Origin of the sequence: Ruegeria profundi, assembly GCF_020171505.1 — a bacterium.
Classification (GTDB): Bacteria; Pseudomonadota; Alphaproteobacteria; order Rhodobacterales; family Rhodobacteraceae; genus Ruegeria; species Ruegeria profundi.
On sequence record NZ_JAIUZS010000010.1, the window covers coordinates 24,236 to 45,114 of the forward strand.

The window sequence follows — 20,879 nt, forward strand, 5'->3', positions numbered from 1 at the left end:
CAACGCCGGAGAACCGCTTGCGAAACTGGATCAAGGCTTTAGCGCTGGCTCTGACGCCGATGGCGGCGATGGCGCAGGATAGCGGGCTGAAAAGCCTCGACACAACCGATGCCGGGCGGGCTTGGATGGCCGTCGGCCGTTTGGACATCAACGGGGTGGGCTTTTGCACTGGCACGTTGATCTCACCGACATTGGTTCTGACGGCCGCGCATTGTTTGTATGACAAGGCCACAGGACAACGGATCGACTTGTCAGAGATCGAGTTCCTTGCCGCCTGGCGTTTGGGTCGGGCGTCGGCCTATCGCGCGGCGCGGCAGGCGGTTGTGCATCCCGATTATCGTTATGAAAACGAGACATCGACCGCGCGACTGCGCAATGACATTGCATTGATCGAGCTGTGGCAACCCATTCGCAACACGACCGTGATCCCCTTTGAAACCGGTGATCGCCCGGGCCACGGAGAAGAGGTGGGCGTGGTTTCGTACGGGCGGGATCGGGCCGAAGCGCCCGCGCTGCAAGAAGTCTGTTCGGTCATGACCCGTCGGTCGGATGTTTTGGTGATGTCCTGCGATGTCGAGTTCGGCTCATCTGGGGCACCGGTTTTCTCATTCGCCGGCGAGCGTCCACGTATCGTGTCTGTCGTGGCCGCAAAGGCCGAATTTGATGGTCAACGCGTTTCAGTCGGCACCCCGGTCGCAGGATCGCTGCACCTGTTGCAGGCCGAATTGTCGGCAGGCCGTGGGTTTCGGGCACAGACCTCCGAAGGCGTGGCCAAAAAGAACATCGGCGCGAGGTTCATCAAACCATGATACGTCTGATGCTTGGCGCCGTTATGTGCCTGTCTGTCCTGTCAACCGCATCCTTCGCGCAAAGCGCCAAGCGAAAGCTGACCGATCGAGAAGACCTGTACGGATGGGAAGCCATTGGTCGGTTGGATATCGGCGATCAGGGCTTTTGCACCGGTACTTTGATCGCGCAGGATTTGGTTCTGACAGCGGCCCATTGCGCGGTTGAGAAAAGGACAGGTCAGATCTATGCGCCCGGCAAGCTGATGTTTCGGGCGGGTCTAAGTGCGGGAAAAGCGCTGGCAGACCGTAAGGTGGTTCAGATTGCAATACATCCGGATTACGTCCACTTACCAGAGCTGTCCGCGGCCTCCGTTCGGGCGGACGTGGCGTTGATGCGGCTGGAACACCCCATTCCCTATTCTGTCGCCGATCCCTTCGCCTTGCATAGCGGCCGCGTGGCTGGCAACGAAGTAAGTCTGGCATCATACGGGCGTGGTCGGTCAGAGGCGATCACACGTGAGCGGTCGTGTCGAATAATGCAACGCCAGCAGGGTTTGATTTCATTCAATTGTGATATCACCTTTGGCTCATCCGGTTCGGCACTGCTGGCCCGGAACGGCCCACGCTGGCAGATTTTGTCGGTCGTGTCCGCAGTGGGAACCGATGGTCGCCAAAAAGTTGGATACGGAATGGAACTGGCTGGAATCGTTGCGAAACTCAAGGCCAATCTGCGGCGAAACGCGCCACAGCCCAAGGCCGCGATCCGACGGCTGCAAGTCGGGTCGGGAAAGTCGAACTCGGGCGCAAAATTCATCTCATCCGGCGGGTCTTGAACTCGGCCAAAATGCTTCCCATTTCAGTTCTGTCAGGTCGCCAATAAAGGGGCTTGGCAATCTCAGTCGCCCGTCCAAACGGAGGGCGTAACAAAGATCGCTCAAACATGAGGATATGACACATGCGTAGTTTTGATTTTGCACCGCTGCACCGCGCCACAATTGGCTTTGACCAGATCGCCGACATGATGGATCGCGTTCTGACCAATGACGTGGCCCAGCCCACTTATCCGCCTTACAATATCGAAAAAACCGATGCCGACACTTATCGCATTTCGATTGCTGTTGCCGGTTTTTCGGAAACTGACCTGTCGGTCGAAGTCAAGGAAAACGCTCTGATTGTTGCGGGCAAAAAAGCCTCTGAAGATAAAGAGCGGAGCTATCTGCATCGCGGAATTGCCACCCGCGCATTCGAGCGCCGCTTTGCCCTCGCTGACCACGTGCGCGTGACGGGCGCAAGCCATGAGGATGGGATGCTGAACATCGATCTGAAGCGCGAGGTGCCAGAAGCCCTTAAGCCGCGTCGGATCGAAATCTCTTCGTCCAAAGCCATCGAAAAGGATGTGGTCGACGCGAAGGCTGTGAACTAAGACGGCTAACATTCACGAAGCGATGATCCTGTCCTCTTTGGATCATCGCACCATACGCCCCGCGTTCCTCCAGGCGCGGGGCGTTGTATATTTACCCGCGTGGTAAGACTGATCATGCATCACGCAATGACTGCAGGCGTCAGCGCCCTTCGCCAACAAGAGCGTTGTAAAGTTAGGCCAACGTTTGCAGGCGCTGGCCTAAACCGGATCACACGGACAGACAGATGTATTTCATCTCAAGGTAGTCTTCCATGCCGTGGTGGCTGCCTTCACGTCCAAGGCCGGATTGCTTGACGCCCCCGAACGGGCCCAGCTCGGTTGAGATGATGCCCGTGTTCACACCCACGATGCCGTATTCCAGTGCCTCTGCCACTTTGTAGACGCGGCTCAGATCCTTGGCATAGAAATACGAGGCCAGACCAAAGATGGTGTCATTGGCCATGGCGATCACGTCATCTTCGTCTTCGAACTTGAACAATGGGGCAAGCGGGCCAAAGGTTTCGTCCTGTGCCACCAGCATGTCCTGAGTCACATCGGTTACAATGGTCGGCTGAAAGAAGGTGCCGCCCAGATCATGGGGCAATCCGCCGGTCAGGATCGCGCCGCCTTTGTCGGTGACGTCCTGAATGTGTTCCTGGACCTTTGCGACAGCATCATCGTTGATCAGTGGGCCGGTTGTCGTGTCCTCGGACAGGCCGTCGCCAACCTTAAGCGCCTCTACCGCGGTTTTGAGTTTGGCAGCAAACTCATCGTAGACACCGGCCTGTACGTAGATCCGGTTGGCGCAGACGCAAGTCTGCCCGTTGTTGCGGAACTTGCACAGCATCGCACCTTCAACGGCCGCATCCAGATCAGCGTCGTCGAACACGATGAACGGAGCGTTGCCGCCCAATTCCATCGAGCATTTCATGACTTGATCAGCCGCCTGGCGCAGCAGGATGCGGCCCACTTCGGTCGAACCGGTAAAGGTCAGCTTACGCACGCCGGGGTTTTCGCAAAACTCTTTGCCCACGTCGCTGGCACTTGATGACGGCACAACGTTGAACACGCCTGCGGGAATACCTGCCTGTTCGGCCAATACTGCCAAAACCAGTGCCGACAAAGGGGTTTCCATTGCCGGGCGCGCAACAAACGCGCAGCCCGCAGCCAGCGCTGGTCCGGCCTTGCGGGTAATCATCGCGTTGGGGAAGTTCCATGGCGTGATAGACGCCGCCACTCCGATCGGCTGTTTCAGCACCATAATCCGTTTGTCACGTTGGTGCCCGGGGATGGTTTCACCGTAGACGCGCTTGGCCTCTTCACCGAAAAATTCAATGAACGAGGCGCCATACCCGATCTCACCTATGGCTTCGGCCAGCGGCTTGCCTTGTTCAGCGGTTAGGATCTTGCCCAGATCCTCGGCGTTTTCCATCATCAGATCAAACCAGCGACGCAGGATCGCGGCGCGCTCTTTTCCGGTCAGCTTGGCCCATTCCTTCTGCGCAGCCTCGGCCTGTGCAATCGCACCAGCGACCTGAGCGCGGCTGACATCGGCCACCTCTGCGACCACGTCACCGCGTGCGGGGTTGGTTACCGCGAAGGTGCCATTGGCACCCTCTACCCACTGACCACCGATATAGGCTTTGGTCGCAAGCAGGTCGGGGTTTTTCAAAATGGATTTCAGATCGGTTGTTGCGTCCAGCATGGGTCAGCCTCCGGCAGGAATTTTGTTCAACGCACCCAATCAGGTGGTGTCTGGATTGTCTATGCCCACTATGCAACGCGGATCAATCCAGATTTGATCAACAGACGCAGGTATCAGGTCAGAATATCGCGCCTATCTTTTTGAGACCGAGTTTGCCACAGTTTGCGGGAATTTTGGACTCGCGGGGATGTAAATCAGCGTAACATTCCCTATCTTATTGGGTAATTGAAGAAAAAAGGGATAGCAGTGATGTCGAACCACCAATTTGACGCCTTGATCGAAGAAACTCAGGCGAAAGTGCGGGAAAGCCAATCGCAGATTGAAGGGCTGACATCCCGGATCGAAGCGGCCCGAACCAAGATCGGCACAGCCGAGGCGGATATCGACATCGAAAACGCAACGCTTGAGGATGTGCATGCCCATACCGAGGTGATGAACGCCAATATCGCCGAGTTGATCATGGGTCTGGATGACGTCACCAACGCGTTTTCCAAGGATTTCGACGAGATGCGCTCGAAAACCGGGTGGGAATCGTTTGTTGGCATCTTCGCCAAGGCTAAATCCGAGTCGATGCGGCAAGAGAGGATGCGCACCGCCAATATCGACGACAAGCTGCAGGATTTGATTGCTAAATCCGACGTGATCGTGAAGCTACTGGAAGGGCAGCTGGCGGTGCTAGAAGAGCAGCGTATCAAGGTCGAGGATAATCTGACCGGCACGCTGGATGACCGTGAGGCGACCGTGGCCGAGTTGGAGGCGCTGCGCGCCGAGATTCAGGGTTTGGATCCGACGATCATCACCTTGGAGAACAAGATCAGCGTCGAACAAGATGCTGCCACGCGCACCCAGCTGGAAACCGAACTGGCCGAGCTGAACACGCAATATAACGCTAAAGTTCAAGAAGAGCAGGTCAAGCTGGCCAAATCGCAAACGCTGGAGCGCTATATCGAAAAGGGCAAGACCTGGGTCGATTCCCTACAGAACCAGGCGGCGACGCAGATGGTGCTGATCAACAAGCTGCAGACGGACACGCAGCAGCGCGTGGTGCTGTACGACGCCCTGACCAAATCGCTGAAAACCGCGCAGCAGCAGGACGTGGCCCACCGCATCAACGAGATCGGCGTACAAACCGACCAAGAGGCACAAACGGCGATGGCCGCCATCGGCACAGCGACCAACCAGAAAATGGCCGACATGCTTGAGGCGCATGAGGACCACATGGTCTTTGCCCGCGACGTGCTGGAGAAGAAGGCCAAGGCGGATGAGCGCTTTGCCCGCCGGTTCGCCTCGATTGTCGAGAAGCATGATAAGAATTTGTACGGCGGATGAAGAATTCTGGGTTCAACTCGATAGGGCGTCCCAGAAAGTTAAGCGAGTGGGCATATCAATCAACGTTAGGCGCACTACTCATTTTCTTTATAGTCTGGTTGGCACCAAGCAATGCCTCGACATGGATAGTGGTTTACGCTGCCATCTGCTTTGGCAGCTTGGTTAGGCTTTGGCTTACTACGCTGAATTCAAACAATTTTGAAGAAACAACTAAGGATGACTGACCCCACTCAAGACCATGTCGGCCTGACCGACACCTTCGCCTCGCGCCGCTATTTCCGCAAATTCGAGGTGATCACCGTCCACCTCCTGCGTGTGGCCGCGACGATGGAGGCCGAGGGCGCGATCAGCAAGCAAGAGGTGCGGATTGTGTCGCGTTACCTCTCGGGGCTGCTCTACACCTTCCGTGCGCTCAGCATGAAATACCTGCTGGTCGGGCGCGATACAGGGCGGTTCTTTGGCAGTCTCGCCATTGATAAGCGCGACAGCGGGTTTCCTGTGGCGGCCGAGCTGCTGACCATGGCCAATGACGCGCAGCAGGCGCGGGTGCACCTTGAGAATTTGCCCTCGGCAGATGATCTGAAAACCGACATGGTGCGGACGATCATTGGCGACCGCGAAATTCCGACAAAGCTGCAATTCGCACTGTCTCAAAGGCTCTATTACGAGGAATTGCTGAAGGGTCAGCTGTTCTGGTCCCGCAACGATCCCGAATGCCAGTGGGTGGGGAGTGAGGGCGAGCGACGCAAATTCATGATCCACTGGGCGGTCTATGACAGTCAGATCAACCTGCCGGTCATCTACCTGATGCAGCTTGAAGACAGCGGCAAAACGGCCTTGCCCAAGGATCAACGCCGCTGGCCCGAAGTGCAGGCGCACCTGATGGCGCAGTCCTTAGGCGGGCTGAAACTGCTGACAATCGCCAAGGGCTTCGATCAGGATTTCGACGACCTGCACCCCAAACACCTGCGCCGCATCCACGTGGGGCCGATGTACTCCTCGGCCTATACCGAGCAATCTGGCCCGCTGCGGCAGGTGCTTGAAGACGCGCGGGCGCCGCAAGGGCAGGACTGGGCGCTGGCATGGACCACGGAAGAGTTGGAAAGCGAAGAGGTCATCGAAGAACGCGCCGGATGGTTTTCCACCGTTGAACGAGAGGTCTTTGCCCTCGACCCGTTCGGCGGGCAGGGGGCCGAGACGGGGGCCACGCGCACCCAACGGTCCATTATCCTGCCGCAGCGTCCGTTTCAGGTTCTGGCCGAACGCAATCCGCCAGGTTTTGCTGATGTGCAGAAATTCGTTGTCAGCGCGACCGGGCAAGTTCTGAGATATTAGAGACAGCGAAGGCAATTTTGAGATGAGTTTGACATCAGATCAGATGGAATTGCGCGAGGCGGATATTCGCAAGCATTATTCTGCGGCCACCGCCTTGCTGAACGGGTTTGAACACGCGCCGCGGATTGCCAAAGCCGTTGAGACCTCGACGGAACGGTCGCCAAGTGTTTCAACCGGGCGGCGGTTCCGGTCGACTACGCCGGGGCTTGTCACACGCCGGACCGCACGCGCCGACGGGGTGCATCTGGTTGAGCGGATCGAGGCCTCGGATGAGGGCGATGCGCTGGTCTCGCCGCCCCAAGCCACCGCGCAGCAGGCTATTCGCCGTGCCATTTCAATCGCGCTGGCCGTGGCCGAGGCCTACGCCGACCAGACCCCGCTGGCCGATCTGAAACGCGCCAATCTGGCCGGAGACTTGCCAGCCGCGCGCAAGACCGAATTCTCTGAGCTGCTTACGGCTGAGGCGTTGATCACGCTACATACATTCGGCAACGCACTGGCCTATCTGATGTCCTCGCATCTGGGCGAAACCACAGTCGACATTGGCGAAGTCCAGGAGGTTCTGACCGATAACGGCCAGCTCGCCCTGCACGGTGCGTTGTGGGAGTTGGACCAAACACTGGCCAAACACGCACCGGACGACGCGCACCTGATCGCGGCCACCAGTGCCTATGCCGAGCAGTTGATGGAAAAATCCGCCCTGCGCGCCCAATCCGCAGGCCATCTGGCCCCGTTTCAGAATGCGGCCTGGCATATCGAGGCCGACGACCTGACGATTCGGGGGTTCGAACCAGCTTCCAAGGCCAAATCCACCACGCTCACCATGACGTTCAAGAAACCGAACGAGGTGGTCGGCAACCATATCGCCAAGTATCAAGCCATGAAGCTGGCCAAGATGCTGATGGCCTATGATTTCGAGCGCCGCCTGAACCCTTTTGCGGAACTCGGCGGGTTCATCTTTACCTTCATGGGCGATGGCAAGCCGGGCACCGGCAAGACCACCCTGATCCAGATGATGGCCGGGCTGATCAACGACTATTGCCAGAACGCGGGCTATCCGTTCCGCTATCAGAACCTGAGCACCGAAAATATCGATAGCTATCAGGGCAAATCCGGCCAGAATGCCAAGGCCTTTATCAATACGATCATCGACCCCTCGGTTATCGGGTTCGGTACTATCGACGATATCGACCAACTGGCAGGCAAGCGTGGCGACCGGCAGTCCTCAGCCGGGCAGCTGGAAATCACCGCTGTTCTGATGGAGAGCTTTGCCGGCGCCAACACCGTCGTTCGCGGCAACTGCACCTTTGGCATGTTCTCGAACTACCCCGAGAATGTGGACGACGCCCTGCGTCAGCGGGCGGGCGCGCGGTTCCTGGTGGATGGCCCGCAGTCTCGCGAGGATTACATCGACATCCTGCACCTGTTGATGGGCCGCAACCACGACATCCCGCTGGGCGAGCACGAAGCCTATGCCGCACAGGAGATCAAAAAGGCCGTCGCCGCCAGTTTCGAAAGCCACTCCCGCCCGCATGAGGACGCTTTGTTGCAGGTCTATGACCGGGTTACGGGCGAGATCGGCCAGATGGACACGATCGCCAAGCTGGGCACCTACCTCAAGGCGATCCAGCAGGCGGATGAGCGCTTCACAGGCCGCGCGATCAAGAACATCACCGACGCGGTCAAGGTCCGCGCGATGGATTTCGAACTGCCCGACGAATGGATGGAGAACCCCGACCTGTTCCTGTTCCGCGACTACGACACCAAGAAAGCCATGATCGAGGACCTGCGCCAGCCGATCACGGTCGAAATGGTGATCCAGGAGATCAACCGCTACGCCGACAGCGAATTCCGCTATGCCGACAAGAGCGACGAGGTGGCCATCGAAAACGCCGTCCGCGAGATGGGCCGGATGGAAGAGGCCAAGCGGCGGTATCTGGAGGGGAAGGGGTGATTCTCGCTTTCGTGCTTGTCATTCTCGGATTGTTGGCGATTTGCCCCTTTGTTCTGATTGCACTTAGTAGCTATCAAGGTACGTTTCTTGAAAAAACAAACAGCTTGCTCGAACAATATGACGCGATCTTTATGTCGGTTGGAACGCTGTTAATTGTATCGGGTTTAGCTGTGCTGACGGCGAGAATTGCTAGCCAGTCGGTTTCTACTGTGGAAGCGGAAAACCGAAAAAATCGTATCGAAATGGCGAAAATTCAGCTCAAAAGCGCGAAAGAAATGAAAATCGCTGAATTTCGCCAAAAGTGGATTGATGACATGAGGCGCGACGTTGCTGAGTACGTTTCACTTTCGGCGACGGATATTATGTCCAAGGAAACTGACGACAAAGATCGTCAAGAAGAAAAGGAAGCGCGACGAGAACGTTTGACGGCTTTGAGCTCGCAGATTTATTTGCGCCTGAATCCCAACGAGGATCTATCGGAAAGGCTGGCCGCGAGTATTCGGAACATTTCTGAGGCTCGGCGGGCAAAGGACATTTCAGCAATGAATGATCTATTGAGGGAGTTCGCATCAATTTCCAGAGAAATCTTGAAAGGGGAATGGAGACGCCTGAAAGACGACTTGGATGAAGCCATCAAAGAAACGGGTGTGCAGCAATGATCCGCCTCATCGAAAAAGGCCTGATGTTCGGCAACCTCGTCCACATCTCCAGCCCGGCTCTGGTCGAGCGGTATAATCGCGCGTTGCAGCATCTGGCGGGCAAGTCCACGGCGCTGACGGATTTCCATGTCGATATCTCGGGCTATTCGCCGGAGGTGGGGATTGAGTTGGACGACCCGCTCTACCTCAACCCCAACGGGGTTAACCGGCAGTTCATCCTGCTGACGACCGAGCAGAAACGCGCGCCTCTGCTGAACGTCAAATTCTCGACCTCGCGCGATATCCTGCGGGAATTCATCGAGATGAACGAGGCGCAGCTGTTTGCCCTGACCGCCACCGACGCGGTGGCCGGAGAGCTGGTGAACTCGGTCTTTGAACTCACCACGCCGCGCGATCTGTTGAACCTGCGCAAGATCGAGATCGAGGCCGACACGGTCGGCGGCACCCTGCGCAAGGCCGAGCAACTGGCAAGTATGGTCGAGCAGTTCAAAACCGAGGAAGACGCCTGGTTCGATGATGTGCTGATCGCCAAGATGATAGAAACCGCGAAGGAAACGGGTGACGTGACCCGCAACCCGGTCCGCCTGCGTCACACGGCCTTTGAGCAGCGCAATTTCTGGACGGCGCATTTCGGCGGGCTCTACCTGTTTCCTGACGTCGATCACCCGGCGGCGATTTGTATGGGCGATATACCCGATGACCTGCCGATCAAACACGCCTTCACCTCGTCGCAGCGGAACCAGATTGCCAAGTTTCTTGATTACAACGAACTGGTCGAACCCATCGTCAAGGCACGTGGTGTGGATGCCACCGCGATTCTACAGCAGAAGATGGATTTCCTGACCATCGACGCCGCTGCAAATGCGGGTGTTGACCTGACCGGGCTGGACCGCAGCGATATGCGGCGTCTGGCCCGCAACCACTCGGACCAACTGCCCGAGGCGTATCACGGCCTGGCGCAACTGCTGCGCTGGGCGAGTGATGGTGGGCCCTGGCCGCGCATCACCTCGGATCATCCGGCCTATTTCTATACGCTCAGGGCCACAGATACGCCGAACCGCGATCTGGTAAACATGTTGCTGGCCGAATTGGCCCCGCTGGACCCGCGGCAGATGTTCATCTGTCATAAAGAGCTATTCTATCGTACCTACGCCATGTGGTCCGAAGGCAAGAAAGCCTATGTTGCCGATTTCCTCGCCCGCGAGTATCAGGTGGACAAGGCAGGCGCCCGCGCCGCGCTGTTCGGCCATGAGCCGGATATGGATGGGGCGGACCGGGTCAGCGATGACATCATCGCGCGCGTCGGTCCCTGGGGCGCTGTTGGGAGAGGTTGAATGTTCGTCGCACTGCGCTTTTTGGTACCCTTGCTGATCATTCTGACGGTCCTCTATGTTGGTGTTTCGATCTATTCCCGTTGGATTCGACGCGGTAAGCTGATTGCTCATTGGGAAAAAAAGGGTCTGACCGGTGATCGCGATGCTTTTGTTCGGCGCGGCCTGGAAAAATACGATGGGTCTATGCGCCGCAAGCTGATCCTCGGGATTTACGTGGTGCCGCTAAGCCTGATTGCGATCCTTATTTACGTTACGAATTTCATGTGAGGGCTTCGCCAATGCGATACGTCAAATGGGCCATAATCATCCTGTTTTGGGGCACGCTTGCAGCGGTGCTGCATTATACTCTGCCGCAGCATGACGTGGTGCGAATCTCGGATACATATGAAAAGCGGATCGATCCGGGCGAGAACAGCATTTTCTGGTCAGTGCACGATGTTGGCAGCGACCCGACTGCACCGAACCGCGACGTGTTCTTTATTCAGACCCGAAAAACCAACGATAGGGTGATGGTTTACCGAAATGAAGATACTGGTTGGAGCTGGCCACCCTACTTCAAACTTCACTCCTCGAACCTGCAAGCCGAGGCGGTGGATCTGAAGTCTTCCACCGAAAATCCACGCTGGGTTGTCGTAAGACATTATGGTTGGCGCAACGAATTCCTTTCGATCTTTCCAAACGCCGTAAAGATTTGGCAGGTCGACAGTCCTGATGTACGGATCATCCCGTGGTTCAATATCATTTTCCTGACCGTCTTCGCCGCGCTTCTATGGGCGATTTGGGTCCGTTGGCGTCGGTTTCGCGAGGCCCGCGTCGACCCGGTGCTTGAGAATATGGAGGATGGGCTCTATGCCGCCGGTGACGCGATCGAAGAAAGAAGCAGCCGATTTAAACGTTGGTTGAACAGTTGGAAGTCCAAGTGATGGCCAGGATCAACTGATCCCGCCATCACTGTTTGCAGCTATCGCACCAGGAATTCGGCATGTAGTGCCCCGGCAGCTTTGATTGTTTTCAGGATGTCGATCATGTCGCGTGGCGAAACCCCAAGCGCGTTCAGGCCCGCGACAACCTCTGACAAGGTGGTGGCTTCGGGAATCTCGGCCAGTCCAGTGCCTTCATCTTCCTCAATCCCAGCGACCGTTCGGGGAACAACAACTGTTTCTCCGCGCGCAAAGGGGTTGGGCTGAACGGCGATGGGTGTTTCTTCGACTGTTAGAGTTAGATTGCCTTGTGAAACCGCGACTCGTGAAATGCGAACCTCTTGCCCCATGACGATGGTGCCCGAGCGTTGATCGACCACGACGCGGGCTTTGGTTTCCGGCTCGACCAATATATTCTCAATCCGCCCTAGCGCGTGCGCCGTCGAAACCGATTGAGTTGCCGCGATGTTCAGCTCTACCGTTCCTGAATCCCGCATGACCGCAACCGCTCGATTGAATTCCCTGTTGATCGCGGTTTCGATACGGCTGGCGGTGGTGAAATCGGGCTCACGCAGGGCCAAACGCATTTCTGTGAGTGCCGAGAGATCAAAGTCAATCTCGCGCTCAACCCGTGCGCCGGACGGGATCACCCCAGAGGTCGGCACGCCGCGCACGACCGATGCAGCCTCGCCCTGGGCCACGGCGCCTCCGGCAAGCACAGTGCCTTGCGCCACCGCGTAAATTTGGCCATCCGCAGCGTTCAGCGGTGTCATGACCAAGGTGCCGCCAAGCAGACTGTCAGAATCTCCGATGGCCGACACCGTAACATCTATCTGCCCACCGACCCGCGCAAACGGCGGCAGGCTGGCTGTCACCAAAACGGCCGCCACGTTCTTGGGCCGGAAATCTTCGCCGTTCACGTTTACACCCAGCCTTTCAAGGATGTTCGACATGATTTCTTCCGTGAAAGGCGAGTTGCGCAGCCCATCACCGGTGCCGTTTAGCCCGACAACAAGCCCATAGCCCACCAGGTCATTGCCGCGCACCCCGTCGAAATCCACAAGATCCTTCAGGCGTATCGTTCCGGCAGATGCGATCCCGGGCAGTAGCATCAGTAGAAAAGCAAGGAGTCTCATCTCAGGAAGTTCACCAATGACAGGTTCGAATTGCGGACGGTAACGGAATACAAGCTCTCCAATTGAACCTGGACGGTCTGGAGTTTTGTGGCGGTCTCTTCCGGATTTGCCGCAATCAGCTCGTTCCTGCTGAATTCCAGGCTGGTCCTGGCTGCACTGTTGCGTGTGGCGGCCTGTTCGATGCGTGCCTGAGCCGAACCGACCTGCCCCCTTAGATTCACCAACTGGTTCTGGGTGTTCGCTAAATCGCCACCTAGCTGTCTAAACAGACTCGTACGCAGATCCCTTGGCAGGTCAAGTGCATCGTCGGACAACAATGCAGCAACAGCGATATCGCGCATCGCATCCTTAAGCGCGGGATCCGTGGCAGTGATCGGGATTTGGACGCTTTCGTTCTCAGAAACCTGCATCGGTGCCAGCGCAGTATCCGATCCCTGATAGATTACCGCATCAAACCCGGCGGGGTCGTTGAACCAGTCCTCTGCCGCCTGACGGATATCAACCGCTGATGTGTGGCCGGACAGTTCACTCTCAAGTGCAGAAAGCAGGGTATCGGCAGAAGCCAGCGGAGAGACATCCGTGGCCGTTCCGGAATACAGGCTACGCCCGCCTGCGCGTTGGTTCAGCGCGGACATGATCGTGTCCAGTTCGTTTCGCGCCAGCGCCGATGCGTTTTCGTGGCTGACCGCTTGGTTCGACGTGCCAAACGACAACAGAGTAGCCGCAACCTCATCTACGGAGTCATTGACCGTTGTCAGGCTGAGCTGCGTGGCATCTGTGAAAAGCTGGGCCTCAGCCGTCGACACCTTGAATGCGTCTAGGCGCGAAAGGCTTCGGTCCAGATCCAGCAGGTGAGAATAGTCCCCATCCAGTCGTCCAGAAACGTCCTGAACCTTGCCGCTGACCAACTCGTAAGACAGGGTCTCTATTTGGTTTCTAAGTTCGACCGAGCGGGTCTGAAGTCTCATCCCGCGCGCCAGATCACCGATAGACGTAAAATTTATCATCACAGCCTCAACAAGGTTTGCATCAATTCATCAACTACCGAGATCACCCGTGCATTGGCGGCATAAGCCTGCTCAATCTTGATCAGGTTCTGTAGTTCCTGATCGGTGTTAACGCCTTGCGCCGTCTCGATTCGGACCATTTCTTGCTGAGCGCTATTGGCAAATGTCAAACTTTGACTTGCTGTATGTGCGTCTGACCCGGTTTTGGACATCAACGCTTCGGTCAGATCAGCTGCGCGCATTTCACCGGTGCCAAAGGGCGACCCCGCGACGGGGCGCGATTCGCTTAGTATCGCTCCGAACGCCTGTAGTTGTGTGGCATCACCTGAATTACCCGGAACCGTCGCGCCAAGCCCGTCACGCAAGAGCCGACTGTCGCCGCCGTTGTCGGGATCGACAAGCTTGTTCAGACCAATGCGCGAAGCCAACCCAGCAGGTGCCGTGGAATCGAACCGGTTGCCGTCATCGGTGAACAGGCCGGGGTCCGTGGGATTTGCAGTTGGATCCAAGCCGGGTGTTTCGAACCGTTCCATCAAATCCCGGGCGACGGAGTCCAGGTTGGCCTGCGCCTCTACGGCAAGCTCATCGCGGATTTGAAACTGCGCCATAAGTGCGCCGCCCTTAATCTGCGCGCTATCCCCACTGGTGCGCACAGGCTTACCATTCATTTCCAGCCCGGACAGCAAACCGTTGTCGAGGGTCATATGAGCCTGGATATTGCCGGATTTCGAGAACGAGAACTCGGCCGCGCTGCCTTCCAGCAGGATAAGCCCACCGTCAGAATACAGCGATACCTGCTCATTCGGACGCGCCATCACGTTTACAGGCACCACCGCATTCACCTTGTCAATCAGAACCTGCCGCTGATCAAGAAGGGCTCCGACATCACCACCCGAGTGCTTAATTGATGGAATTTTCGCGTTGAGCTTTTCGATCTCTTTGAGCGTTTGGTTCAGGCTGTCCACTTGCCGACCAATCGAGCGATCAGCTTCCGAGCGTAGATGCCGAACGCCCTCGGACGCCCTGTTGATGCTTGTCGCCAGATCGCGACCGGTACGAGCGACCTGATCGAGGCGTTCAGACGAGTCCGGCAGGCTAGCTGCGGTGATCAGGCTGTTGTCGAACTCTGCCAGTGCATTCGCCAGCGATCTGGGGTCGTCGGCTGTACCGACGAAGTCTTCCACGTTGGTGAAAAACTTCGATACCGCAGTACGATAGGCCAGATCCGAGTCCGTGGCACGGCGATTTGCTGTTAGTACCGGGTCATGATTACGGACGACGCCAACCGTACGCACCCCAGTACCCGAGATTCTATTGGTCGTCAGTTCCAACGACCTACGAGCGTAACCGGGTGTCAGCGCGTTGGCGATATTGTCCGACACAACCGACGTACCGCGGCTGGAAGCGGCCAGGCCACTTACCGCGTTGTTGAATGCTGTTGACAAGTTCATCAGGCAGCCCTCCTTTTCGGATCAAAACCGAAATTAACGTTTGATGTTGGTGGTTTCCTGCAGCATTTCGTCAACGGTCTTGATCACCGTTGCGGTTGAGGAATAAGCACGCTGGGTTTGAATCAGCGACGTCAGTTCGGTCGAGACATCGGTGGTCGATTCTTCCCGTGCGAAGGACACGAGCTCTCCGGTTGGGCCCTCGCCTGCATTCCACAGGAAAAAGTTTCCGCTTTCCCGCGACGGTGCATAGGTCTGGCTGTCCAGCGCCGTCAGCCCGTTGGGATTGGGTACGTCCGCCAGAGGAATCTGGAACATACGGCGGCTGATGCCTGTATCGTAAAACGCGTAGACATACCCGTTTTCATCGACCTGGATGCTGGATAGCGTACCAACGGCAGATCCGTCGCGCGTGATCGAAACCGGGGCAAAGGTGTCTGACAGCTGGGTAATGCCTTCGTTGTCACCGATCAGGCCAAGATCGATTTCCATCGGGCCACCTTTGACATCCACGACAACGCTGCCTGTGTCTTTATCGTAATCCCCACCTGTGACCTTGGTGACTTTCTCCAGCGTACCACCTGCAGTACGGCTGTCGGTGAAGGTCAGGGTGTACTCCCCAACAATATCCCCGTCCGAGGCTGAATCGCGCAGGATCATAGTCCATTCATTGCTGCTGCCGTCTGTGGGAACAGATGGCTTAAGCTCGATATCAATGGTCTCGGTCTTGCCCAGGTTGTCAAAATATTCGATCGACAGGGGTTGCGTGTCTCCCGAAGCACCCGCTTGGGTGGCGGTAGCGGGAAGGTTCATGCGAAGTTTCGCCTTTGTGGTCGGAGAGCCAGCCAGCTGATTGACACTAAGCTGTACAGGCTCCAGCGCGGCGGGCGTATCCCGGGCAACGGTCGGGATCGACCCGTCCGAATTTGCGCGCCAGCCCAGCAGGACAAGACCGGATTGGGTTACAAGATACCCTTCTTCATTGGGGCGGAACGATCCGGTGGTGGTCAGCAGCATCTCGTTTGATCCGCTGGCAAGTTGCGAGCTTGGACGAACCGGCAGCAAGCCCCGGCCGCGCACCGCCAAATCGGTCGAGTTGTTTGTGGTGACCAAGGACCCGCGTTGGTCGACAAGGCGCTGGCTGGTAGTTCTGACCCCGCCTGCGGAGTAGCTGCCGCCCTGGCCGGTCGTGACCATCGAATGAAAATCCGTGTTTACTCGTTTGTAGCCGAAAGTCCCGGCATTCGCGATGTTGTCCGAAATAGTCGACAGTCGGTTGGCGTTGGCCTTCAATGCGGCCACGCCAGCATTCAACGAGGAGGAAATTGTCATTGGTACGCCCTTCTGTTGCGTCAATCTTGAAGCAACAGCTAGCGCACTGCCCTTAACAGCGCGCTAACAGGTAAAATGCAGTCTATCCAAACTCTCAGGTGTTGCGCAGAAAGATGATCTCAATCCTGTTGTTGCGTACGGCCATCGGGTTCTTGTCAGACAGTTCACGGTCGGCATGACCCGTGACGCGATCAAGCCGCGAGTTTGCAAAACCTTTGTCTTCAAGCAGTTGGCGGACAACCTGCGCGCGTGAGGTCGAGACATCCCAGGACGGGTTTCGGGCCAAGACCACAGGCGATGCGCTGACGTGGCCCTCGACCGCAACTTGATTGGTCACAATGTCCGAAGATCGCGCTACCAGTACCGCCAGCGCCCGCATCATTGGCGTTGGTTCGTCCGTTCCCGATTCGAACAGGGGCTGATCCTCTGTATCGAATAGCTCGACCACCAGGCCTTCGTCGGTGACCCGCGTGACGATGTGTTTCAGAATCTTGTCAGACACCAGGCTTTCTCCGGTGCGACCCAGAAGCTGTGCCTCAAGCGTAGTAAGATCTTCGGATACTTCCTTACCCTTGTCCGCGCTTACACCGCTTGACCCGCGTGCCTGCCTGGCAGTCGTGGGCTGTTGTTTTGCAGCCCCTGACCCTTCCATCACGAGGGTTACCTCGGAAAACATGTCGTTGCCGCCAAAGGGTCCATCGCCGCCACCCGAAACCGGGTTCACCGGAATTGTCGGCGAGAAATAATCTGCAAGCCCCTTTCGTTGTTTTTCAGTCGTTGCGTTTAGCAGCCACATCAACATGAAGAACGCCATCATGGCTGTGACGAAGTCTGCATACGCAACCTTCCACGCACCACCGCGGTGGCTTTCACCACCTGACACACGTTTCTTCTTGATGATGATCGGCGCCGCATTGGATTGCGTACCCATCTCCACCACCTTTTTTATCACCCAGCTACAGGCGTAGCCGTGCAGGTGTTAAGGTGGTCTTAACACTTAAAACTGTCCGGACTTCTTCAGCGCGGCAGGTTGGCGGTGGCGCGTCGCAGGATCAGTTGCAGGCGGTTGAAGCTGTTCTTTATCCCGTCTGTTTCGAGTTTGCAAAAGAAAGCGTCCAACTCATCGTGTACGCGCACGGCCTGATCCAGCAACGGGTCGGCGCCTTCGGCGTATAGACCGGCTTTGATCATCACCTCGGACTGTTCATAGCTGCCCACTAGCTTGCGGGTTTCCGAGATCATCCGGTTTTCCTCTTCGGATGCCGCCCCCGGCAGGCTGCGCGAGACCGAGCAGCTGAGGTCAATGGCGGGAAATCTGCCGCGTTCGGCAATTTCACGGCTCAGGACAATATGCCCGTCCAGCACACCGCGCAGAATGTCGGCGACGGGTTCATCCATATCCGATCCGGCAACCAGAACACTGAAAACCGCCGTGATATCGCCCTGCTCGCCAGAGCCGGGGCCAGCACGTTCGCAAAGACCGGCGATCAGAGGCGTAACCGAGGGCGGGAAACCGCGAAGTGAGGGTGCCTCGCCCATAGCCACGGCAATTTCCCTATGTGCCTCGGCAAAGCGGGTCACCGAGTCGGCCAGAAACAGGACGTTCAACCCCTGATCCCGCAGGTACTCGGCAATGGACATTGCAGACCACGCGCAACGCCTGCGTGCCAACGCCGACTGGTCCGAGGTGGCCGCAACAACGACCGACCGCTTCATTCCCTCAGTCCCAAGCGCGTGTTCCACGAACGCGTTTACCTCGCGTCCACGTTCGCCCACCAATGCAACGACGACCGCATCCGCCTGCATTGATTTTGCCAGTGTTGCCAGCAGCGTGGATTTGCCCACGCCGGACCCGGCGAAGAGGCCAATACGCTGACCTTGCACAATCGGTAGCATAGTGTCGAGCATGGCCAACCCGGTTTCCATCCGCTTGCCCAGCGGTTTTCGGGTCACCGCCGGGGGTGGAGCTCGCATAATGTCCTGCCCCACCGCTCCGGGAAGCAGGGGCTTACCGTCCAGCGGCCTGCCGAAAGGATCAACCACGCGCCCCAGCCAGTGCAGACCCGGAGCAAAAGCGGGCGTCTGGTTCAGAATCACCTGATCACCAAGGCTGACCCCATCCGGTGCGGCCGATGGCAACATGTGAATAACCTCTGCCTCAACATGCAGCACTTCGCCCGGCAGATCCGACGCGCCGCCGCGCCGAAGGGTCAGGTGGTCACCGATACGTGCTTTTCCCTCCAACCCCTGAATTTCGATGACACCTCGCGCAACGCCCGAGACGCGACCCATATGACGCATAGTGGATAAACGGTCGAATTCGCATTTCAGAAGCGACGGGTCGAGATTTGACATTGTGGGTTCTCCAACAGGTTTCTGAAAACGCTTTCTAAAGGAATCGGGGTTAAGCCTTGATTGAAATTGATCGAGGGAGAAGCCCCGATGTTCTATGACCTGAACGTCTTTAAAACAGCGTACGCAATGGCAACCCACGCCGGTCAACGGCAGGTTGTCATCGCGCGCAACATGGCCAATGCAGATACGCCGGGCTATCAGCCCCATGATATTGAGGCCTTTCAGAAAACTTTCGAAAGCTCCGGCCGTAGGGTGGAAATGACAGCCACGCGAGACGGCCACCTAAATGGCACCACGGAAACGCTACCCTGGTCCGAGTATGAAGTGACGCCGTCAGGCGATCCAAGGGCCAACGGTGTGTCCGTCGAAGAAGAGATGTTCAAAGCGATTGAGGTCAAGCGCCAGCATGATCGTGCTCTGGCAATCTACAAGTCTTCGATGAATGTCCTGCGCAGCAGTCTTGGCCGAACATAAAAAGAGCGTAACATGAGTGATTTTTCCAATTCCCTCGCCGCATCGACGAGCGCGTTGCGGGCGCAGTCTGCCCGCTTGCGGCACGTGTCCGAGAATATCTCGAACGCGGACACACCGGGCTATCGCCGCAAAACCGTACCGTTTGAAACTGTGCAGAAGGATGGCCGCGAGGTTGTTCAGGTCGGAGATGTCAACCTCGACCGTCGCGACGGGTCGCGCATTTATGACCCTGGGCACCCACTGGCCGATGAAACCGGCCACTACACCGGCTCAAATGTCGATCTGATGATCGAAATCGCCGACGCGCGCGAAGCGCAGCGAAGCTACGAAGCCAATCTCAAGATGTTCGACCAGACACGCCAAATGTCGTCGAGCTTGATGGAACTCCTCAGAAAATAAAGGACACCAGAATGGATATCCGATCCCTTACCGCAGCACAAAACTACGCCTTTGCGCGCCCCGCCACACAGGCCGATCCCGATCACATCGGAGTGGCGCAGGGATTGCGGTCAACTTTTCAGGATTTTACGGCGACCCTGAAACGGTCAGAGCAGGTATCCGAGGCTGCCATGACAGGCCAGGCGGACCCGCACGCCCTTGTGCAGGCCCTGGCCCAGACCGAGCTTGCCGTGGAAACGGCGGTGATCGTGCGAAACAAGGTGGTAGAGGCCTATCAGGAAATCCTCAGGATGCCGGTCTGACGACATGCTGAGCGAAGGTCTTTTCTATGACATCGTACGCCAGGCATTGTGGGTCGCGGTCATCACCTCGGTTCCGATCCTGGCAGTGGCGCTGATCTCGGGTCTGATCATCGGCCTGTTTCAGGCGCTGACTTCGGTGCAAGAGATGACGCTGACCTTCGTGCCCAAGCTTATCGCCATTGTCATCGTGTTCTGGATCTCGATGGGTTTCATGACGCAGACGCTGGTGACCTTTTTCGCTTCAACCCTGATCCCACTGATCGCCGGAGGTCGTTGATGGATTCCGTTTATACCACTTTGTCCCGCCAGTCCGGGCTAATGAATGAAATGCGGCTGGTTGCGAACAATATCGCCAACGCAAATACAACAGGATACCGCGCGCAAGGCGTCGTGTTTTCCGAGTATGTCCGCGACAGGCCAGGCAACACTTCGTTGTCCATGAGCCGGGCCGAGGTGCGCAACACATCGCTGCAACAAGGTCTGCTGACCGAGACAGGGGGTCAATTCGATTTCGCAATCGAGGGTGATGGCTTTTTCATGGTTGAAACCCCTGCGGGCAATCGGCTCACGCGAGCGGGGGCGTTTTCTCCCAGCGGCCAGGGCGATCTGGTCACAATGGATGGGTACAGGGTACTGGATAGCAACGGTGCGCCCGTTTTCATCCCGCCGGATGGTGCTTCTATCGACGTGGGCAGCGACGGAACATTGAGCATCGAGGGGCAGTTTCTGGGGCAGATCGGCGTCTATCGCGTAGCTGATCCCAAGATGCTGGTACGAGAGGGCAGCACCCAGTTCCGGACTGAGGGCGATGTTGACCCGGTGGAAAATCCCGTCGTTCTGCACCGCTTCCTCGAAGGGTCCAACGTCAACGCGGTCGAACAGGTGACGCGGCTTGTAGAGGTTCAGCGCGCTTATGAGCTGGGCCAGAGTTTTCTGGAAACCGAAGACGACCGTTTGCGCGGTGCGGTCAAAACACTGATGCGCTGATATTTGAAAGGAA

Annotated in this window: 22 protein-coding genes; 15 read left to right on the forward strand and 7 right to left on the reverse strand. The window is 57.2% G+C overall.

Translation table 11 applies throughout. From position 1 onward, the window contains the following. The first annotated feature begins 17 nt into the window (after positions 1 to 17). The 3 genes from LCM21_RS19020 to LCM21_RS19030 all read left to right on the forward strand — a co-directional run bounded on the left by LCM21_RS19020 (position 18) and on the right by LCM21_RS19030 (position 2,211). Positions 18 to 809 (forward strand): trypsin-like serine peptidase, encoded by a 792-nt coding sequence (locus LCM21_RS19020; RefSeq protein WP_068338457.1) that lies wholly within the window; start codon positions 18 to 20, stop codon positions 807 to 809. Then, on the forward strand, positions 806 to 1,621 hold the full coding sequence (locus LCM21_RS19025; RefSeq protein ID WP_224892003.1) for a trypsin-like serine peptidase: 816 nt from the start codon (positions 806 to 808) through the stop codon (positions 1,619 to 1,621). The genes LCM21_RS19020 and LCM21_RS19025 overlap by 4 nt, the downstream gene beginning before the upstream one ends. 122 nt (positions 1,622 to 1,743) lie before the next feature. Further along, positions 1,744 to 2,211 carry an Hsp20 family protein gene (locus tag LCM21_RS19030; RefSeq protein WP_224892004.1) on the forward strand — a complete coding sequence of 156 codons (468 nt, stop codon included), beginning with the start codon at positions 1,744 to 1,746 and terminating at the stop codon, positions 2,209 to 2,211. 208 nt (positions 2,212 to 2,419) lie between these two features. On the opposite strand, the gene LCM21_RS19035 is transcribed toward LCM21_RS19030, so the two are convergent. Continuing rightward, the gene (locus LCM21_RS19035) at positions 2,420 to 3,895 is read right to left on the reverse strand and encodes an NAD-dependent succinate-semialdehyde dehydrogenase (protein ID WP_224892005.1); all 1,476 of its coding nucleotides are present in this window, start codon (positions 3,893 to 3,895) and stop codon (positions 2,420 to 2,422) included. Between the two features lie 249 nt (positions 3,896 to 4,144). On the opposite strand from LCM21_RS19035, the gene LCM21_RS19040 reads away from it, so the two are divergent. From LCM21_RS19040 to LCM21_RS19070, 7 genes are all read left to right on the forward strand, one after another. Next, positions 4,145 to 5,224 (forward strand): coiled-coil domain-containing protein, encoded by a 1,080-nt coding sequence (locus tag LCM21_RS19040; RefSeq protein ID WP_224892006.1) that lies wholly within the window; start codon positions 4,145 to 4,147, stop codon positions 5,222 to 5,224. Positions 5,225 to 5,440: 216 nt separating this feature from the next. Next, positions 5,441 to 6,559, forward strand: coding sequence for a hypothetical protein (locus LCM21_RS19045; protein WP_224892007.1), 1,119 nt, complete (start codon positions 5,441 to 5,443; stop codon positions 6,557 to 6,559). Between the two features lie 22 nt (positions 6,560 to 6,581). Further along, entirely contained in the window at positions 6,582 to 8,513 is a 1,932-nt protein-coding gene (locus LCM21_RS19050; RefSeq protein WP_224892008.1) for an AAA family ATPase, read from the forward strand. Next, on the forward strand, positions 8,510 to 9,172 hold the full coding sequence (locus LCM21_RS19055) for a hypothetical protein (RefSeq protein WP_224892009.1): 663 nt from the start codon (positions 8,510 to 8,512) through the stop codon (positions 9,170 to 9,172). The genes LCM21_RS19050 and LCM21_RS19055 overlap by 4 nt, the downstream gene beginning before the upstream one ends. Next, positions 9,169 to 10,506, forward strand: coding sequence for a DUF6638 family protein (locus LCM21_RS19060; RefSeq protein WP_224892010.1), 1,338 nt, complete (start codon positions 9,169 to 9,171; stop codon positions 10,504 to 10,506). Before LCM21_RS19055 ends, LCM21_RS19060 begins: the two co-directional genes overlap by 4 nt. Beyond that, positions 10,507 to 10,773, forward strand: a complete 267-nt coding sequence (locus tag LCM21_RS19065) for a hypothetical protein (RefSeq protein WP_224892011.1) — start codon at positions 10,507 to 10,509, stop codon at positions 10,771 to 10,773. It begins immediately after the preceding gene. 11 nt (positions 10,774 to 10,784) lie between these two features. Then, positions 10,785 to 11,429 carry a DUF1523 family protein gene (locus LCM21_RS19070; protein ID WP_224892012.1) on the forward strand — a complete coding sequence of 215 codons (645 nt, stop codon included), beginning with the start codon at positions 10,785 to 10,787 and terminating at the stop codon, positions 11,427 to 11,429. 38 nt (positions 11,430 to 11,467) lie between these two features. Here LCM21_RS19070 and LCM21_RS19075 read toward each other — a convergent pair whose 3' ends face one another. From LCM21_RS19075 to LCM21_RS19100, 6 genes are all read right to left on the reverse strand, one after another. Further along, positions 11,468 to 12,562, reverse strand: coding sequence for a flagellar basal body P-ring protein FlgI (locus tag LCM21_RS19075; RefSeq protein WP_224892013.1), 1,095 nt, complete (start codon positions 12,560 to 12,562; stop codon positions 11,468 to 11,470). After that, positions 12,559 to 13,569 carry a flagellin gene (locus LCM21_RS19080; RefSeq protein WP_224892014.1) on the reverse strand — a complete coding sequence of 337 codons (1,011 nt, stop codon included), beginning with the start codon at positions 13,567 to 13,569 and terminating at the stop codon, positions 12,559 to 12,561. The genes LCM21_RS19075 and LCM21_RS19080 overlap by 4 nt, the downstream gene beginning before the upstream one ends. After that, positions 13,569 to 15,020: a flagellar hook-associated protein FlgK gene (gene flgK, locus LCM21_RS19085; RefSeq protein WP_224892015.1), complete on the reverse strand. Its 1,452-nt coding sequence runs from the start codon at positions 15,018 to 15,020 to the stop codon at positions 13,569 to 13,571. The genes LCM21_RS19080 and flgK overlap by 1 nt, the downstream gene beginning before the upstream one ends. A gap of 33 nt (positions 15,021 to 15,053) precedes the next feature. After that, on the reverse strand, positions 15,054 to 16,349 hold the full coding sequence (locus LCM21_RS19090) for a flagellar hook protein FlgE (RefSeq protein ID WP_224892016.1): 1,296 nt from the start codon (positions 16,347 to 16,349) through the stop codon (positions 15,054 to 15,056). A 94-nt stretch (positions 16,350 to 16,443) separates the two neighbouring features. Continuing rightward, a complete protein-coding gene (locus LCM21_RS19095; RefSeq protein ID WP_224892017.1) occupies positions 16,444 to 17,280 on the reverse strand; it encodes a flagellar motor protein MotB in 837 nt (278 codons plus the stop codon). An 86-nt stretch (positions 17,281 to 17,366) separates the two neighbouring features. Beyond that, on the reverse strand, positions 17,367 to 18,704 hold the full coding sequence (locus tag LCM21_RS19100; protein WP_224892018.1) for a FliI/YscN family ATPase: 1,338 nt from the start codon (positions 18,702 to 18,704) through the stop codon (positions 17,367 to 17,369). 87 nt (positions 18,705 to 18,791) lie between these two features. Between LCM21_RS19100 and LCM21_RS19105 the strand changes: the two genes are divergently transcribed. Genes LCM21_RS19105 through LCM21_RS19125 form a run of 5 tightly spaced genes read left to right on the forward strand, consistent with a single transcriptional unit; the run spans position 18,792 to position 20,866 of the window. Further along, a complete protein-coding gene (locus LCM21_RS19105; RefSeq protein ID WP_224892019.1) occupies positions 18,792 to 19,178 on the forward strand; it encodes a FlgB family protein in 387 nt (128 codons plus the stop codon). 12 nt (positions 19,179 to 19,190) lie between these two features. Then, on the forward strand, positions 19,191 to 19,577 hold the full coding sequence (gene flgC, locus LCM21_RS19110) for a flagellar basal body rod protein FlgC (protein WP_224892020.1): 387 nt from the start codon (positions 19,191 to 19,193) through the stop codon (positions 19,575 to 19,577). 11 nt (positions 19,578 to 19,588) lie between these two features. After that, positions 19,589 to 19,879, forward strand: coding sequence for a flagellar hook-basal body complex protein FliE (fliE, locus tag LCM21_RS19115; RefSeq protein WP_068338492.1), 291 nt, complete (start codon positions 19,589 to 19,591; stop codon positions 19,877 to 19,879). A gap of 4 nt (positions 19,880 to 19,883) precedes the next feature. Beyond that, positions 19,884 to 20,156 (forward strand): flagellar biosynthetic protein FliQ, encoded by a 273-nt coding sequence (locus tag LCM21_RS19120; RefSeq protein WP_224892021.1) that lies wholly within the window; start codon positions 19,884 to 19,886, stop codon positions 20,154 to 20,156. Further along, on the forward strand, positions 20,156 to 20,866 hold the full coding sequence (locus LCM21_RS19125) for a flagellar hook-basal body complex protein (RefSeq protein WP_224892022.1): 711 nt from the start codon (positions 20,156 to 20,158) through the stop codon (positions 20,864 to 20,866). The genes LCM21_RS19120 and LCM21_RS19125 overlap by 1 nt, the downstream gene beginning before the upstream one ends. The last annotated feature ends 13 nt before the right edge of the window (positions 20,867 to 20,879 follow it).